General features: G+C 68.4%; 13 protein-coding genes and 1 pseudogene. 8 read left to right on the plus strand and 6 right to left on the minus strand.

Annotated elements, in window-relative coordinates; genetic code table 11:
- Positions 1–3: 3 nt before the first annotated feature.
- A complete protein-coding gene (locus NS2_RS25430; protein ID WP_045438801.1) occupies positions 4–807 on the minus strand; it encodes a purine-nucleoside phosphorylase in 804 nt (267 codons plus the stop codon).
- Between the two features lie 148 nt (positions 808–955).
- On the opposite strand from NS2_RS25430, the gene NS2_RS25435 reads away from it, so the two are divergent.
- From NS2_RS25435 to NS2_RS25445, 3 genes are all read left to right on the plus strand, one after another.
- The gene (locus NS2_RS25435) at positions 956–1660 is read left to right on the plus strand and encodes an enoyl-CoA hydratase/isomerase family protein (RefSeq protein ID WP_033089912.1); all 705 of its coding nucleotides are present in this window, start codon (positions 956–958) and stop codon (positions 1658–1660) included.
- Positions 1661–1982: 322 nt separating this feature from the next.
- Positions 1983–3170 carry a M20 family metallopeptidase gene (locus NS2_RS25440; RefSeq protein WP_033089924.1) on the plus strand — a complete coding sequence of 396 codons (1188 nt, stop codon included), beginning with the start codon at positions 1983–1985 and terminating at the stop codon, positions 3168–3170.
- Positions 3171–3274: 104 nt separating this feature from the next.
- The gene (locus NS2_RS25445; RefSeq protein WP_033089913.1) at positions 3275–4423 is read left to right on the plus strand and encodes a M20 family metallopeptidase; all 1149 of its coding nucleotides are present in this window, start codon (positions 3275–3277) and stop codon (positions 4421–4423) included.
- Positions 4424–4502: 79 nt separating this feature from the next.
- Here the strand turns inward: NS2_RS25445 and NS2_RS25450 are convergent, their stop codons facing one another.
- Both NS2_RS25450 and NS2_RS25455 read right to left on the minus strand, forming a co-directional pair.
- Complete coding sequence (locus NS2_RS25450; protein ID WP_033089914.1) at positions 4503–4916, minus strand: PPOX class F420-dependent oxidoreductase; 414 nt, start codon at positions 4914–4916, stop codon at positions 4503–4505.
- A gap of 84 nt (positions 4917–5000) precedes the next feature.
- Entirely contained in the window at positions 5001–5480 is a 480-nt protein-coding gene (locus NS2_RS25455; protein ID WP_033089925.1) for a gamma-glutamylcyclotransferase family protein, read from the minus strand.
- 304 nt (positions 5481–5784) lie between these two features.
- Here NS2_RS25455 and NS2_RS25460 point away from each other — a divergent pair, with 304 nt between their 5' ends.
- The 4 genes from NS2_RS25460 (at position 5785) to NS2_RS25475 (ending at position 11463) form a co-directional block, all read left to right on the plus strand.
- A complete protein-coding gene (locus tag NS2_RS25460) occupies positions 5785–7188 on the plus strand; it encodes an NAD(P)H-quinone dehydrogenase (RefSeq protein WP_033089915.1) in 1404 nt (467 codons plus the stop codon).
- Positions 7189–7431: 243 nt separating this feature from the next.
- A complete protein-coding gene (locus tag NS2_RS25465) occupies positions 7432–8592 on the plus strand; it encodes a hypothetical protein (RefSeq protein WP_052086815.1) in 1161 nt (386 codons plus the stop codon).
- A gap of 100 nt (positions 8593–8692) precedes the next feature.
- On the plus strand, positions 8693–10039 hold the full coding sequence (locus NS2_RS25470; RefSeq protein ID WP_033089916.1) for a DUF8176 domain-containing protein: 1347 nt from the start codon (positions 8693–8695) through the stop codon (positions 10037–10039).
- A 233-nt stretch (positions 10040–10272) separates the two neighbouring features.
- On the plus strand, positions 10273–11463 hold the full coding sequence (locus tag NS2_RS25475) for an aminotransferase-like domain-containing protein (protein WP_147207305.1): 1191 nt from the start codon (positions 10273–10275) through the stop codon (positions 11461–11463).
- A gap of 19 nt (positions 11464–11482) precedes the next feature.
- On the opposite strand, the gene glpK is transcribed toward NS2_RS25475, so the two are convergent.
- The gene (glpK, locus tag NS2_RS25480; protein WP_147207306.1) at positions 11483–13024 is read right to left on the minus strand and encodes a glycerol kinase GlpK; all 1542 of its coding nucleotides are present in this window, start codon (positions 13022–13024) and stop codon (positions 11483–11485) included.
- Between the two features lie 81 nt (positions 13025–13105).
- Between glpK and NS2_RS25485 the strand changes: the two are divergent.
- Positions 13106–14393, plus strand: a pseudogene (locus NS2_RS25485) (glycerol-3-phosphate dehydrogenase/oxidase).
- Positions 14394–14404: 11 nt separating this feature from the next.
- Here NS2_RS25485 and NS2_RS25490 read toward each other — a convergent pair.
- Both NS2_RS25490 and NS2_RS25495 read right to left on the minus strand, forming a co-directional pair.
- Positions 14405–14611: a DUF397 domain-containing protein gene (locus NS2_RS25490; protein WP_036551763.1), complete on the minus strand. Its 207-nt coding sequence runs from the start codon at positions 14609–14611 to the stop codon at positions 14405–14407.
- On the minus strand, positions 14601–15497 hold the full coding sequence (locus NS2_RS25495) for a helix-turn-helix domain-containing protein (RefSeq protein WP_033089920.1): 897 nt from the start codon (positions 15495–15497) through the stop codon (positions 14601–14603). The genes NS2_RS25490 and NS2_RS25495 overlap by 11 nt, the downstream gene beginning before the upstream one ends.
- Positions 15498–15708: the final 211 nt, after the last annotated feature.

Raw genomic sequence — 15708 nt, forward strand, 5'->3', positions numbered from 1 at the left:
CGCCTAGAGGCGTTCCAGGACGCCGCGCAGGAGTTTGCCCAATCTCGGTGCGGCGGCGTGGCCTTCGGCCAGCACCTCGGCGTGCGAGAGGTGCGCGCCGGTGACCCCGGCGGCCAGGTTGGTGACCAGGGAGATACCGAGCACCTTCGCCCCGCCCTCGCGGCAGGCGATGGCCTCCAGCACCGTCGACATGCCGACCAGGTCCGCGCCCAGGGTGCGCAGCATGCGGATCTCGGCGGGGGTCTCGTACTGCGGCCCGGTCAGGCCCGCGTAGACGCCCTCGGTCAGGCTCGGGTCGATTTCCTTTGCCAGCGCGCGCAATTCGGGATCCCAGGCGTTGACCAGGTCCACGAAGTTCGCGCCCTCGATGGGGGTGCGGCCGGTCAGGTTGAGATGGTCGCTGATCAGCACCGCCTCGCCGACGGCCAGCCCGTCGCGAATTCCGCCCGCGGCATTGGTGAGCAGCACGGTCTCCGCACCCGCGGCCAGCGCGGTGCGCACATTGTGCACGACCTGGCTCGGCGCGTGGCCCTCGTAGAGATGCTGGCGGCCCATGAGCAGCAGCACCGGCGACTCGCCGACCGGTACCGAGTGGATGGTGCCCTGATGTCCCTGCGCCGTGGGCGATCCGAAGCCGGGCACCTCGGCCATCGGAATGGAGGTGGCCGGTTCGCCGATCTCGGCGGCCGCTTCCTGCCAGCCGGACCCGAGCACCACGGCGACCCGGTGCTTGTGCACTCCAGTACGTTCGGCAATGGCTGCGGCGGCTAGTTCGGAAACCCCGCCCATGGCCTTCTCGGCTAGCATGTCGCCCACCCTAGTCCTAGGCGATCTCTCACGCCCGGTCACGCCGCTTACCTGCCTTGTTCATTCCCTTTATCCCTCTCGTCCGTGTCCCGCGGGTTATTGCTACCCACGGGTAGGTATCGCTATCCGCCCCCGCTACGCTGCACGCATGCCGTATTTGAAGCGTGATGGCGACGTGTTCGTGCTGAACCTCGGGACCGAGGGCCAGACCATCGACAGCGAGAACCGTTTCCACCCCGACTGGATCACCGAGGTGCACGCCCTGCTCGACGAGGTCGAGGCCTCCGAGGGCCCGGCCGCCCTGGTGGTCACCGCCGACGGCAAGTTCTTCTCCAACGGCCTCGATACCGATTGGCTGTTCGGCAATTTCGACAAGAACTGCTGGTACCTCGACCGCGTGCACTCGCTCTACAGCCGCCTGCTGGCCTTCGGTCTGCCCACCGTGGCCGCGGTGAACGGCCACGCCTTCGGTGCCGGCGCCATGCTCGCCACCTCCTGCGACTTCCGCGTCATGCGTGCCGACCGCGGCTTCTGGTGCCTGCCCGAGGTGCACCTGGGCATGCCGTTCACGGTCGCCATGAACGCGCTGCTCACCAACCGCCTGAGCAACCAGGTCGCGGTGGAGGCCATGACCACCGGCCGCCGCTACGCCGCCGATGACGCCATCGCCGCGGGCATCGTGGACGCCAAGGCCGACGCCGAGGAGTTGCTGGCCACCGCCATCGCCCGCGCGGACCTGCTCAAGGGCAATCGCAAGCCGAATCTCCCGGTCATCAAGCGCGCCCTGCACCAGAACGCGCTGGCCGGTCTGGCCGTGGAGACCACCCCGGAGAACCTGGCCTTCAACCCTTAGTCCGATGGCCGCGTCCTCATAGGCACTGAGGGCGCGGCGTCGCTGGGTTGGGGGCAGGGGTTCTTTGAACCCGGCTCGTTGACAGTTTTTTCTTGGGGTTTCAGGGGTTGCCCCTGAATATCCCCTCGTCTTCGGCGAGATAGCGATCCGCCGAAAGATCTTCCGCCCTACCTGGTGCGACAGATCGGCACGGCAGTGCGAGACTGTGGGGATGCAAACGTCGCGCAACGGCGATGAACGCACTCTTGGCAAACCGACTAGTCGGCACGAAGCGGAATCCGTGTCGGCCCCGAATGCTGCCCTGGCAACGCCGGATCCGCTGCTGATCGCCGAGGTCGACGCGGCCATCGCCGCCCAGCGCGACCGGCTGATCGCGCTCTCGCACGACATTCATTCCGAGCCCGAGTTGGCGTTCGAGGAATTCCGCAGTGTTGCAAAGACAATCGAGCCCCTGCGGGAACATGGATTCCGCATCGAATCGGGCGTCGCGGATCTGCCGACCGCATTTACCGCCGAATACGGCAGTGGAGACCTAGTAGTCGGTATTTGCGCGGAATACGACGCGCTCCCCGAAATCGGTCACGCCTGCGGCCACAACATCATTGCCGCCTCCAGCGTCGGCGCGGCGCTGGCCCTGGCCGCGGTCGCCGACGCCTGCGAAATCACCGTGAAGGTGCTGGGCACGCCCGCCGAGGAGTCCGGCGGCGGCAAGGTGCTCATGCTCGAGCGCGGCGTCTTCGACGACGTCGCCATGGCCATGATGGTGCACCCGGGCCCGGAAGATATCGCCGGCGCGCATTCCCTGGCCCTCGCCGATCTTTCCGTGGTTTTCCACGGCAAGGAATCGCATGCCAGCGCCGCACCGCAATACGGGCGAAATGCCCTCGACGCCGTCACCGTCGCGCAAGTTGCCTTGGGTTTGCTGCGGCAACATCTGCTTCCCGGACAGCAACTGCACGGTATAGTCGGGTCGGGCGGCGTAGCCCCCAATATCGTGCCCGGACACGCGGAACTGCTGTATTACCTACGTGCGGTCGACTCCGCGACCCTCGATGATCTGATGCAACGAGCATCGGCATGTTTCGAGGCTGGTGCCCTGGCGACCGGATGCACACATGAAATCCGGAAGCTCGCGCCGACATATACCGAGCTCACTCCCGACAGCGCACTACTGTGTGCCTATCGCGAGCAGATCCGAGATCTCGGACGCGAGCCCATCGCCCCGCAATTCGAGGCGGCGCGGCCGCTGGGCAGCACCGATATGGGCAACGTCACCAACGTCATCGCCGGTATCCACCCGGTCATCGGGATCGATGCCGGGGGCGCGGTGACCCACCAACCCGCGTTCGCGGCGGCCGCCGTGAACGCTTCGGCCGACCGCGCGGTCCTGGACGGGGCAACGGCGTTGGCTCGCACCGCGATACAGATAGCGGGGGACAAGGTGCACAGGGACAGGTTGTCGGAACGAGTCATTCAACGGCAGTTGCAGCGACAGGAGGACATTCGGTGAGCACAACCGGCCGGTCCGCGGCGCGACTCAACGGACCAGTGGTGGCAGCTACCTGCGTGGGTACGCAGGCGGGCGTCGCGATGGAACCGGCTACCGGGCACGAGATGGTCGAGGCATGGCTCGCCGAGCACATGGACGACCTGATGTCGTGGCGTCGCCATATCCACGCCAACCCGGAGCTTTCCCGGACCGAGTTCAACACCACCGAATTCGTCGAGTCCTGGCTCGTCAAGGCCGGTCTCGAACCGCGCAGGCTACCGAGCGGCACCGGCCTGATCTGTGACATCGGCCCCGAGGGCCCGCGCATCGGCCTGCGCGCCGACATGGACGCGCTGCCGTTGCAGGAATACACCGGCCTGCCCTTCGCCTCCACCGTGCCCGGCGTCTCGCACGCCTGCGGCCACGACGCGCACACCACGATCCTGCTCGGTACCGCCTTGGCGCTGGCCGAGATCGGCGACGACCTGCCGGTCGGCGTGCGGCTGGTGTTCCAGCACGCCGAGGAGGTCATGCCCGGCGGCGCCATCGACATGGTGGCCGCGGGCGCGATGGAAGACGTCTCGCGCATGTTCGCCCTGCACTGCGATCCGCGGCTGGAAGTCGGCCGGGTCGGCATCCGGGTCGGCCCGATCACCTCGGCCGCGGACACCGTCGAACTGGTGCTGGACTCGCCGGGCGGCCACACCTCGCGCCCGCACCTGACCAGCGATCTGGTCTACGCCATCGGCACGGTCATCACCGGCCTGCCCGGGCTGCTCTCGCGCCGCATCGACCCCCGCACCAGCACCGTCATGGTCTGGGGCGCGGTCTCGGCGGGCAAGGCGCCCAACGCGATTCCGCAGACCGGCATGCGCACCGGCACCGTCCGCACCGGCGACCACGCCACCTGGTCCCTGCTCGAGCCCATGGTCCGCGAGATCGTCGAGGGCCTGCTGGCCCCCACCGGCGTGCGCTACCAGCTCAACTACAAGCGCGGCGTCCCCCCGGTCGTCAACGACGAGCATGCCGTCCGCATGTTCGAGGACGCCATCCGCGCCCTGGGCCCCGACGCGTTGGCCGACACCCAGCAGTCCGGCGGCGGCGAGGACTTCTCCTGGTACCTGGAGGAGGTCCCCGGCGCCATGGCCCGCCTCGGCGTCTGGTCCGGCCAGGGCGAGCAACTCGACCTGCACCAGCCCACCTTCGACATCGACGAGCGAGCGTTGGCCGCCGGTGTCCGGGTGTTCACCAATATCGTGCTGAACGCCCACTGACCCACGACGAAGCCGGGCCGCACCTCGAAAGGTGCGGCCCGGCTTCGTGTTTCAGGCTGTTTTGCCGCTTCGGCGGTGCCTACTTCGCCGCTTCGGCGATGGCGCCCCAGGCGTGCCAGCGGTCGATCTCGATCCAGGCGGAGACGCGCTTCTGGTCGCGGACGCCGTAGTCGCTGCCGATGTAGTGCTGGGCGATGCGGTCGATGACCGAGGAGTCGGGGTCGTTCTCGAGGGAGATGATGCGGCCCTGGATGCTGACGTGGCTGTACCAGTTGCCGTCGGCGAGCACGGTCAGGCTGACGCGGGGATCCTCGCGCAGGTAGTCGAGGCGCTTACGGAAGTCGGCCAGATTCACCAGGATTCGGCCGTTCTCGTACAGGTACCAGGTCGCGACCGAGACCGGCTGCCCGTCCGGGCGATTCGAGGCGAAGACGGCCGGGTTGGGCTGGGACAGGAATTCGGCGATGGCGGCGGGTACCGGTGTTGCGGGCATCGTGGTCCTCTCGGGCGTTGCGGAGATCGTTCCAGATTCCGCAACGCCGATGCCGCGCGGAATCTTCCGTGCGTGGTGCGACCGCTACAGCCCGAAGGTGCCCGGGCCGACGTTCTTGCTGTTCCGCGTGCGTAGCGCGTGCACGTAATCGCTTGGCGCGCCCGCCTTCTCGGCGGCGTCGGCGATCACGCCCAGATACCGCGCGGAGGGCAGCCCGCCCTCGTAGGCGTCCAGGACGTAGAGCCAGGCCAGCACCGGCTCGGTGCCGGTACCGGTGTTCGGGGTCACGCGCAGGCGGATCTTCTTGTGGATGCCGAAGTCCGAGCCCTCCCAGCGGTCGAGGCTCAGCTCGTCCTCACCGGGAACGTCGTACAGCACCACGAAGACCCGTTGCCCGGCCTCTTCGACCACCGTCGCCAGCGGTCCCTCCCAGCCGATGTCGTCCCCGGCGAAGGTGAGTCGCCACCCTTCCAGCCAGCCGGTTCCGTATACGGGGGAGTGCGGACAGCGCTTGAGCATCTGCTCGGGATCCATGTTGGACCCGTAGGCGGCGTAAATCGGCACCATAGAAGCCTATCGAACAAATACCGGAGACCATCCCCGATCCCGATCACAAGGCGGTTCGCGCCCGCATGATCGATTGCCCCGAAGTCACCGGAACCGGGGTGCGACCCCGCCGATGTCCGATTCATCCTGCGGGAATGCCGAGTTCGAGCAAACTCCCGCCATGCCGGACCAACTCCGCGAATGGGATGCGCCACAGTGGGACAGTTGTCCCGAGATGCGGTGAAAGAAGTGAGGACCAGGCCGGATAACGTAAGGGACCGGCAGCGGAGATCCCGGGGCCGGAGCTTGAAGCGGAGGAACAATGACCCGCATTGCGATCATCGGTGGCGGTCCCGCCGGGTACGAGGCGGCACTGGTAGCGGCGCAGCACGGCGCGCCGGTCACGCTGATCGACAGTGACGGCATCGGCGGCGCGTGCGTGCTGTGGGATTGCGTGCCGTCCAAGACCTTCATCGCCTCCACCGGCGTGCGCACCGACCTGCGCCGCGCCCGTGACCTGGGCATCACCGTGCATCCCTCGCAGGCGCAGGTGCGCCTCGCCGAGGTGAACTCGCGTGTGAAGGCCCTCGCGCAGGCGCAGTCCTCCGATATCAAGGTCAAGCTCCAGACCGCGGGCGTCACCGTGCTCGCCGGTTACGGCGAGATCATCGACCAGGCCCCCGGCCTGGCCACCCACCTGGTGAAGGCCACTCTCGCCAATGGTCAGCAGCAGATCATCGAGGCCGAGGTGGTGCTCATCGCCACCGGCGCCAGCCCGCGCGTGCTGCCCGGCGCCGAACCCGACGGCGAGCGAATCCTGAACTGGCGTCAGCTCTACGACCTCAAGGAACTGCCCGAGACCCTGGTCGTGGTCGGCTCGGGTGTGACCGGCGCCGAATTCGTCTCCGCCTATACCGAGATGGGCGTGAGTGTGAAGCTCGTCTCCAGCCGCGACCGCGTGCTGCCCGGCGAGGACGCCGACGCCGCGCTGGTGCTGGAGGAGGCGCTCGCCGAGCGCGGTGTGGAACTGGTCAAGCACGCCCGCGCCGACGCGGTGGAGCGCACCGCCGAGGGCATCGTGGTGAAGCTGTCCGACGGCCGCACCGTCACCGGCACCCACGCCCTGATGACGGTCGGCTCGGTCCCGAATACCGATGGGCTGGGCCTGGATCGCCTGGGCATCGAGCTCGACAAGGGCGGATACCTGCGCGTGGACCGGGTTTCGCGCACCACCGCCCCGGGCGTCTACGCCGCCGGTGACTGCACCGGCCTGCTGCCGCTGGCCTCGGTGGCCGCCATGCAGGGCCGCATCGCCATGTATCACGCCCTCGGCGAGGGCGTGCAGCCGATTCGCCTGAAGACCGTTGCGTCCGCGGTGTTCACGCGCCCGGAGATCGCGACCGTCGGCGTCTCGCAGACCGCCATCGACAATGGCGAGGTCCCGGCCCGCACGGTCATGCTGCCGCTGAACACCAACCCGCGCGCCAAGATGTCGGGCCTGCGACGGGGTTTCGTGAAGATCTTCTGCCGCCCCGCCACCGGCGTGGTGATCGGCGGTGTCGTCGTGGCCCCTATCGCCTCGGAGCTGATCCTGCCGATCGCGCTGGCGGTGCAGAACAACCTCACGGTGAACGATCTGGCGCAGACGTTTTCGGTGTACCCGTCGCTCACCGGCTCGGTCACCGAGGCCGCGCGCCAGCTCATGCGGCACGACGATCTGGACTAGCCGCAACACGTTTCGCGCGTTCCCCGCGGCGCGCGGAATTCGGCTCTTCGCGGGGTGCGGAATTCGGCTTCGTTACCGGCCCGTCTTGCTGCGTTGTCTCCCTTGTGATTAAGTTCGCGGCGGAAGCGATCGGCAGGGCGGTCGCGAGTGTTACAAAGCGGGGGTTCTCAATTCCCTCCGGTGAGACGCTCTTGGACGCCCCGGGCGGTCGCGTCGCCGAGGGACGAAGGAATTGAGCGAAACGTGAAGCACCGCAAGCCGAGTCGGATCAAGGCGAGCACCTCCCTGACGCTGGCCGGTGCGGCCGCGGTGGTGTCGCTGCTGTCCGCTCCCGCCAACGCCGCCCCCGCCGACCCGGGCGCGGTCCCGGCGGACCAGCAGCAGCCCGAGGGCACCCAGCCGGCCGACACGCCGACCCCGGACCCGAAGGTGCAGGTCGTGCCCGCGCCCAAGCCGGAGAACGTGCAGCCGGGTACCACCAAGCCGCAGGGCAACCAGCCGGGCGTCACCACCCCGACCACGCCGAACAACCCGGCCCCGGACAACGGCGCCAAGCCGGATCAGGGCCAGCCGCAGGGCGGCCAGCCCGACGCCACCCCGAAGCCGGACCCGACCGCGCCCAAGAACGATCCGAACGCGCAGCCCGCGGGCACCAATCCGCAGCCGGGCCAGCCGAAGTCGCTCAAGCCGTCGCAGCCGGGCGTGACCGTGCCGCGCGTGGCGCCGCTGCCGGTGCCGGGCCAGCCGAACCAGGTGCAGCCCGCGGTGACCGAGCCGACCCCGGATCAGTCGACCACGCCGGGCCAGCAGAACCAGCCCAAGCCGAACGACCAGACCGCGCAGCCCGCCGGGACCACACCGAAGCCGAACGACAATGCCGTGGACACCGTCACCGGCCAGCCGTCGGGGACCACGCCGCAGCAGCCGCGCTGGCAGTCGCCCGCGGTCGACACCGCCCCGGCCGCGCCGGTGGTCGCCATGACCGGTCCGCACACCGAGATCGGCGTCAACCTCGACGGCGGCGCGGTGCTGCCGGGCTGGGCCGCCAACACCCACCACTTCAGCAACCTCGACGGCTACGTCGGCACCATCGGCTACACCACGCCCGGCGGCATCGGCGAGGCCGGCATGTCGCTGGACTTCACCACGGTCAACCAGATCAAGGTGACGACCTTCGCGGGCAGCGGCCCGGACAACGATCAGAAGATCGAGTTCGTGCTGGACACCGCCGCCGCCAACGCGGCCAAGGCCAGCGCCGAGAGCTTCATCCGCCTGATGCCGGGCGGCGCCATCGTCCTGGAGGCCGCGGCGCAGATTGGTAAGCTCCCCGAGGGTGACCGGCCGTCCCAGTCGGTCGACGTGGGCGGTGTGACCGCGCAGGTGGGCGGTTCGGTTCAGTACTGACGGTTCGCAGCGGACCGGATACGGTACCGATAGGACCAGAGTTGTCACGTGGGGCGGTCGGGAGCGACCGCCCCACGCTCATGTGGCGAAAGGACGGGTGATGGCTTCAGGCAAGGACGAATCCGCCGACCGTCCAGAATCCGAGGCGGCGTCGGGAGCGCCGGAGGCCGGGCGGCCCGAGTCCGGGTTCGGGCCTTCGCTCAATGATTTCGGGCCGTCCCTGAACGACTTCGGGCCCTCGGTGAACACCTTCGGGCCCACCCCGGCGGTCAACGGTCCGGGCTGGAGTCCGGCGCCGGGGCCGCAGAGCCCGGAGCTGGCGTGGCGTCCCGCCGACGCCTCGATTCCGCCGCCACCGCCGCAGTATCGCGCGCCCGATTCCTGGGGGCCCACGACCGGGCAGTACCCGGCGCAGTATCCCGGTGGCAATGGCACGGCTCCGCAGGGCAACGGTATGGCCGCGCAGGGCAATGGCATGGCTACGGGCCAGTTTCCGGCCGTGGAGGGTACCGGGCAGGTTCCGGATACCTCCGGTGTCGAACAGACCGTCAAGATCCCGCCTGGGGGTGTGCAATCGCCGTCCGTGGATCCGGAGCGGACGACGCGGATCGCCGACGCCGATCCGGCAGCCGCCGAACGGAATTCGGGCTCCGGCGCGGCCGCCGCGTCGAACGGTGCCGAGGAGGCGACGTCCACCGCCTCGCCCGACTCCTGGTGGCGCTCCGCGCCCAGCGGCTTCCCGCCCGTGCCGCCGTCGGCGGAACCCGCTGCGGCGCAGGGGGAGTCGCTGTCCTGGGCGGACGACCCCATTGTGAAGGCGCTGACGCCGAAAACGCCTGTGCCGCAGGCCGAGCCGGAGCGGACGCTGCCGTGGCGCAAGATCGGGGCCTTCGCGGGCGGCGGCGTGGTGCTGCTGGCGGTGATCGGCCTGGTGGTCGTCGCGGTCATGCGCGGCGGCAAGGACGACGCGCCGACCGCCGGGGCCACCGCCACGGGCAAGGCGAGCAACACCGCTGCGGCGCTGAGCTGCCCGGCCCGGCACGAGGGCAATCTCACCATCGGCAACGGCGCGGGCAGCACCGGCAGCGGCGTGGACGCGATCCTCGGCTTCCAGCACGCCTTCTACGCCGATCGCAGCGGTTCGAAGGCGCGCACCTTCGTGGCCCCGGACTCGCCGACCGTCTCCCCGGCCGATGTCATCCAGCAGAAGGGCATCGACCCGCTCAAGCCGGGCACCAGCTACTGCCTCCAGATCGTCGGCCCCACCGCGGTTCCGGCCCCGGTGCCCGCACCGGGCGCACCGCCGGCACCGGGCGTGTTCGAGACCTACGACGTCGACATCACCGAGCATCACGCGGACGGCACCACCCAGGTCTACGCGCAGCGCGTGCTGGCGGTCGAGCGTGACGGCAAACACCTCATCTACTCGATCGAGGAGCGTTCCTAGGTCCCGGTCATCCCGGCGGGTTCGGGCCGGGATGTAGGTCCGGAGGGTGGATTCCGGCCCGAGCCATGCCCGGATGAGGGGGAGAATTCTCGATCGAGGGCTCGGTGCGCGGCCGGTCCGGTCGCCGCAGAGTGGACCGTGTGTCTCACATCGTGAGAATGGGATTTCATATCCTGGTCACCATGTGACATGGTGGGATTTCGCATACCCCGGCGTCCCCTCGGAGGTGTTCCATGTCCGCGAATTTCCCGCCCCTCGCACGGCGTCTCGACGGCCTGCAGAGCTCGGCGATCCGTGACCTGCTCAAGCTCACCTCGCGCGCGGACCTCATCAGCCTTGCCGGTGGTTTGCCCGACGCCGAACTCATGCCCCGCGACCGAATAGCGGTAGCCGCCGACGCCGCGCTGTCCGACCGCTCGCGGCTGCAGTACACCGAGTCGCCCGGCTGGGGTCCACTGCGCGAGGTGCTGGCCGCGCGCGAGTCCGGCCGTCTGGGGCGGGGGGTTCCGGTCGAGGAGATCTTCGTGACCCACGGCTCCCAGCAGGCGCTGTCGCTGCTGTCGGAGGTGCTGCTGGATCCGGGTGCGCTGGTGGTGGTCGAGGATCCGGCGTATGTCGGTGCGCTACAGGTCTTCCGGGCCGCCGGGGCGCGGATCACCGCCGTGCCGCTGGACGCCGACGGCATGCGACTGGACGCGCTGCGCGAGCTGCTGGCAGCCGGTGAGCGCCCGGCGGTGGTCCACACGGTCAGCAACTTCCACAATCCCGGCGGCGTCACCCTGAGCCCCGAGCGTCGCCGCGAACTCGCGAATCTCGCTGAGCAGTACGGTTTCTGGATCATCGAGGGCGACCCGTACGGCGAGCTCTGGTTCGACCGGCCCGCACCCGCGCCGGTGGCGGCCTACTCGCCCAATGTGATTCGCCTGTCCAGCGCCTCCAAGATCCTGGCCCCCAGCCTGCGGGTGGGCTGGAGGATCGCGCCCGCCCAGGTGTGTCGTGCCGTCGAACTGCTCAAGCAGGGCGCGGACCTGTGCGGTTCGGCGCTGACCCAGCAGATCACCGCCGACCTGCTGGCCGACACCGATTGGCTTGCCGCCCACGTCGATTCGGTCCGTCAGGTCTACGGTGACCGGGCCCGCGCGCTGGTCGACGCCGTCCGCGCCCGCTTCGGCGACCGCGTCATCAGCACCGACGCCGCCGGCGGCATGTTCGTCTGGGTCGACTTCGCCGACGGCACCGACACCCAGGCCCTGCTCCCGCAGGCCCTGGACGCCGGTGTCGCCTACGTGCCCGGCAACGCCTTCGCCGTCTCGACCGACTACACCCGGTCCATGCGACTGTGCTTCACCACGTCCGACGCGGCCACCCTGGGGGAAGCGGTCGACCGCCTGTCCGAGGCGCACGCCGCGGTCGCACGGGTCTGACCGCGGCGCGCGGCGGGGCTCAGCCTTCCGCGGCCACCGTGGATTTCTTTGCCGCGGAATCGGATTCGACCCAGTCGTAGGTGCGTTCGACGGCCTTGTTCCATTCGTGCACGAGGTGGTCGCGCTCGGCGGCGGGCATGGCGGGCAGCCAGCGCTTGTCCTCGGACCAGTTGGCGCGAATGTCGTCGGTGGAGGACCAGAAGCCGACCGCCAGGCCCGCGGCGTAGGCCGCGCCCAGCGCGGTGGTCTCGGTGACGACCGGGCGCACCACGGGCGCGTCCAGGATGTCGGCCTGGAACTGCATGAGCAGTTCGTTCACCACCATGCCGCCGTCGACCTTGAGGGTCACCTTCTCGACATCGAGCCGCTGGGCCTCGGAGTCGGCGCGCATGGCGTCGATGACCTCGCGGGTCTGGAAAGCGGTGGCCTCCAGCACGGCTCGCGCCAGGTGACCCTTGTTGACGAAGCTCGTCAGGCCCGCCACCACGCCGCGGGCGTCGGGCCGCCAGCGCGGGGCGAACAGGCCGGAGAAGGCCGGGACCACGTACGCGCCGCCATTGTCCGCGACGGTGCGCGCGAGGGGTTCGATGTCGGCGGCCGAGGCGATGAGGCCGAGATTGTCACGCAGCCACTGCACCAGGGAACCGGTGACGGCGATGGAGCCCTCGAGGGCGTACACGGCGGGCTGGTCGCCGAGCCGGTAGCAGACCGTGGTGAGCAGGCCGTGCTCGCTGCAGATCGGGGTGGTGCCGGTGTTCATGAGCATGAAATTGCCGGTGCCGTAGGTGTTCTTGGTGTCGCCGGGGGACAGGCAGGCCTGGCCGAAGGTGGCGGCCTGCTGATCGCCCAGGATGCCCGCGACCGGGACGCCCGCCAGCGCGCCGGTCGTGATGTCGCCGTAAACCTCTGAGCTGCTGCGGATCTCGGGCAGCATCGACACCGGAATGTCGAACTCGGCGCAGATCCGCGGATCCCATTGCAAGGTGCGCAGATCCATCAGCAAGGTGCGCGAGGCATTGGTGACGTCGGTGATGTGCAGACCGGTCAGCTTCCGCAGGATCCAGCTGTCGATGGTGCCGAAACACAGTTCCCCGGCCTCGGCGCGCTCGCGGACGCCCGGCACATTGTCGAGGATCCAGCGCAGCTTCGGCCCGGCGAAATACGTGGAAAGCGGCAGACCGGTGCGGTCGGCGTACCGGTTGGGGCCCTCGTCCCCGGCGAGCAGTTCGGTGAGTTCGGCGGTGCGGGTGTCCTGCCAGACGATGGCGTTGTAAACGGGCCTGCCGGTGGCGCGCTCCCACACCACGGTGGTCTCGCGTTGGTTGGTGACGCCCACGGCGGCCACCTCCGCGGCCCCGACGCCGCAGCCGCGCAGGGCCTCGGCGATCACGAATTCGGTATTGCGCCAGATGGTTTCGGGATCGTGTTCGACCCAGCCGGGCTGCGGGAGGAGCTGCTCGTGTTCGCGCTGAGCGACTCCGGCGATTCGGCCCTGGTGATCGAAGACGATGCAGCGACTCGACGTCGTGCCCTGATCGATGGCGGCTACATAGCGACGCATCGATCGAGGCTAACCGACGCCGCGCGCTAGGGTGGGTACCGTAGCTCTCGGTAGCCGGAAGTTAACCCGGAGGAGTCGAGCATGAGCAAGCAACCGCGATCGCAGTTCCTCGGCCCCGAGCAGCGCGAGGCTGCCTGGGCGCGACTGGGGAAGGACGACTTCGACGTCATCGTGATCGGCGGCGGCGTGGTCGGCGCGGGCATCGCCCTGGACGCCGCCACCCGCGGCCTCGAGGTCGCCCTGGTGGAGGCCCGCGACCTGGCCTCGGGCACCTCCAGCCGACGGCCGCACCACCGAGGTCCGCGGCAGCGTCGTCATCAATGCCACCGGCGTCTGGACCGACGAACTCCAGTCCCTCGCCCATCAACGCGGCCGCTTCCACGTCCGAGCCTCCAAGGGCGTCCACATCGTCGTCCCCCGCGACCGCATAGCCAGCGACACCTCCCTCATCCTCCGCACCGAAAAGTCGGTCCTCTTCGTCATCGCCTGGAGCACCGACCATTGGATCATCGGCACCACCGACACCGACTGGAACCTCGACCTGGCCCACCCCGCCGCCACCAAGTCCGACATCGACTACCTGTTGAAACACGTCAACAAGGTCCTTGTCACCCCCTTGACCCACGCCGACATCACCGGCGTCTACGCGGGCCTGCGCCCCCTGCTGGCAGGCGAAAGCGACCAAACTTCCAAGCTCTCCCGTGAACACGCGGTAGCCCGGATCGCCCCCGGCCTGGTAGCCATCGCCGGCGGCAAATACACCACCTACCGAGTGATGGCCTACGACGCGGTGGACGAAGCCGCCCAAGACATCCCGCGCCGCGTTCCGCCCACCATCACCGAACGCGTCCCCCTCCTCGGCGCAGACGGCTACTACGCCCTCATGAACCAAACCCCCCACCTGGCCGAAAAGTACGGCGTCCACCCCTACCGCATCCAGCACCTCCTCAACCGCTACGGCTCCCTCATCGACGAGGTACTCGGCCTTGCCGACGGCAAACCCGAACTCCTCCAGCCCATCACGGATTCCCCCGGCTACCTCCGTGTGGAAGCCGTCTACGCAGCCGCCGCCGAGGCGGCCCTACACCTCGACGACATCCTCGCCCGCCGCACCCGCATCTCCATCGAATACCCCCACCGCGGAGTAGATTCCGCCGACGAAGTGGCCCGGCTGGTGGCCCCCGTTCTCGGCTGGTCCGAATCCGACATCGACCGCGAAGTGGCCGTCTACACCGCCCGCGTCAAGGCCGAAATCGAATCCCAAACCCAACCCGACGACACCTCCGCCGATGCCCTCCGCCTGGAAGCCCCTGAAGCCCGTCGGGAAGTCCTCGACCCGGTCCCCATCACCCAACCCGAATCCGTCTGACCGACAAGGCCTCAGCGCCGGTTGAATTCGCCAGCGGCGGCATCGGCGGTGAAGGCGTCCCATTCGGTGGGGGAGAAGATGAGTGCAGGGCCGGAGGGGTTCTTCGAGTCGCGGACGCCGACCATGCCGCCTGCGAGGAATGCGATCTCGACGCAGTCGGATCCGCCCTGGCTGTAGCTTGATTTGAACCAGCGGGTGTTGGTCAGGTCAATGTTCACTCTCGTATCTCCTTGCTACCTCGCGGACCAGGTCGCGGCTCGGACGAGTGTCCAAGCTTGCTTGCTGGAGTTGTTGAAACGCTGTGCGGAATGCCAGTACGTCCGTGCGACGTTCGAAATAGGCGCTGCCCGAGAAGCCTTCGCAGTAGACCTGGGAGGGCTCGATCACTTGTTTTCCGCGATTTCCACGGTTGAAATCCATGATCACGAACGGCGGCACTGACGCCCCGGTTGGAAATCCCGCGCGATACGGAAGAACCCGGATGTCGATGTTGTCGCTGGTACTGATGTCAGCAATGTGCCGACATTGTGCGGACATCAGTCGGGGGCTTCCCACCACGATTCTCAGCACGCACTCGTGTAGGACCACCGATAGCTGTGTCGGATTCGGCGACCGGGTCAGGTTGCGCTGTCGCCGAATCCGAACCCGGACGCGGCGCTCGTTCTCCTCCTCCGTGTCGTTTGCGAAGTAGATCCGATCGATAGTTCGTGCGTAGTCGGCGGTTTGGAGCAGTCCCGGCACGATCAGTGGCTGGAATAGCGTCACATCGGTTGCGGCGGACTCCAACCCGACGTAGAGGTTGGCCCATGTCGGAATGATGTCGTCGTAAGCGTGCCACCAGAACCGGGCGGGCCTCTGCTCGGCCAGCCCCGTCGCCACCGCGGTCGCCCGTTCGCTCATCCCGAAGACCGCGCAGAGTGCCGACACGTCACTGATCCGGACCTTTGCGCTTTCGCCCCGTTCGAGGCGGCTGAGCGTGGCCCGACTCCATTGAACTTGAGCAGCTGCCTCGTCCAGGGTCATGCCCATAGTTGTCCGGGCATCGCGTAACAGCCGACCGAGCTGTCGGCGCGGCAAGGTCGTATCTGTCGGATCCTCGTCCATGGGCTGCCTACCTTCTCACCAGGTTCGAGCATTCCTTTCGTCTCGAGAAAAGCGTATGACTCGAGGGAGAATTGACCTGGGGATTCGTGCAGGATTCACGGTTTTCCCGGCGTGCCTCCCCCAGATCCGTTCGTGTCCCATTGTTGGCCCCATGACATGCACTTCTCGGCTCGATCAAGCACAGGTCGCGGTGCTGGCGTCGCTCGCACCC

This window comes from Nocardia seriolae NBRC 15557 (assembly GCF_007990715.1).
GTDB lineage: Bacteria > Actinomycetota > Actinomycetes > Mycobacteriales > Mycobacteriaceae > Nocardia > Nocardia seriolae.

Coding starts and splice junctions, on each gene's coding strand:
- NS2_RS25430 (WP_045438801.1), bottom strand. CDS start 807: ATGCTAGCCGAGAAGGCCATGGGCGGGGTTTCCGAACTAGCCGCCGCA.
- NS2_RS25435 (WP_033089912.1), top strand. CDS start 956: ATGCCGTATTTGAAGCGTGATGGCGACGTGTTCGTGCTGAACCTCGGG.
- NS2_RS25445 (WP_033089913.1), top strand. CDS start 3,275: ATGGTCGAGGCATGGCTCGCCGAGCACATGGACGACCTGATGTCGTGG.
- NS2_RS25450 (WP_033089914.1), bottom strand. CDS start 4,916: ATGCCCGCAACACCGGTACCCGCCGCCATCGCCGAATTCCTGTCCCAG.
- NS2_RS25460 (WP_033089915.1), top strand. CDS start 5,785: ATGACCCGCATTGCGATCATCGGTGGCGGTCCCGCCGGGTACGAGGCG.
- NS2_RS25470 (WP_033089916.1), top strand. CDS start 8,693: ATGGCTTCAGGCAAGGACGAATCCGCCGACCGTCCAGAATCCGAGGCG.
- NS2_RS25475 (WP_147207305.1), top strand. CDS start 10,273: ATGTCCGCGAATTTCCCGCCCCTCGCACGGCGTCTCGACGGCCTGCAG.
- glpK (WP_147207306.1), bottom strand. CDS start 13,024: ATGCGTCGCTATGTAGCCGCCATCGATCAGGGCACGACGTCGAGTCGC.
- NS2_RS25495 (WP_033089920.1), bottom strand. CDS start 15,497: ATGGACGAGGATCCGACAGATACGACCTTGCCGCGCCGACAGCTCGGT.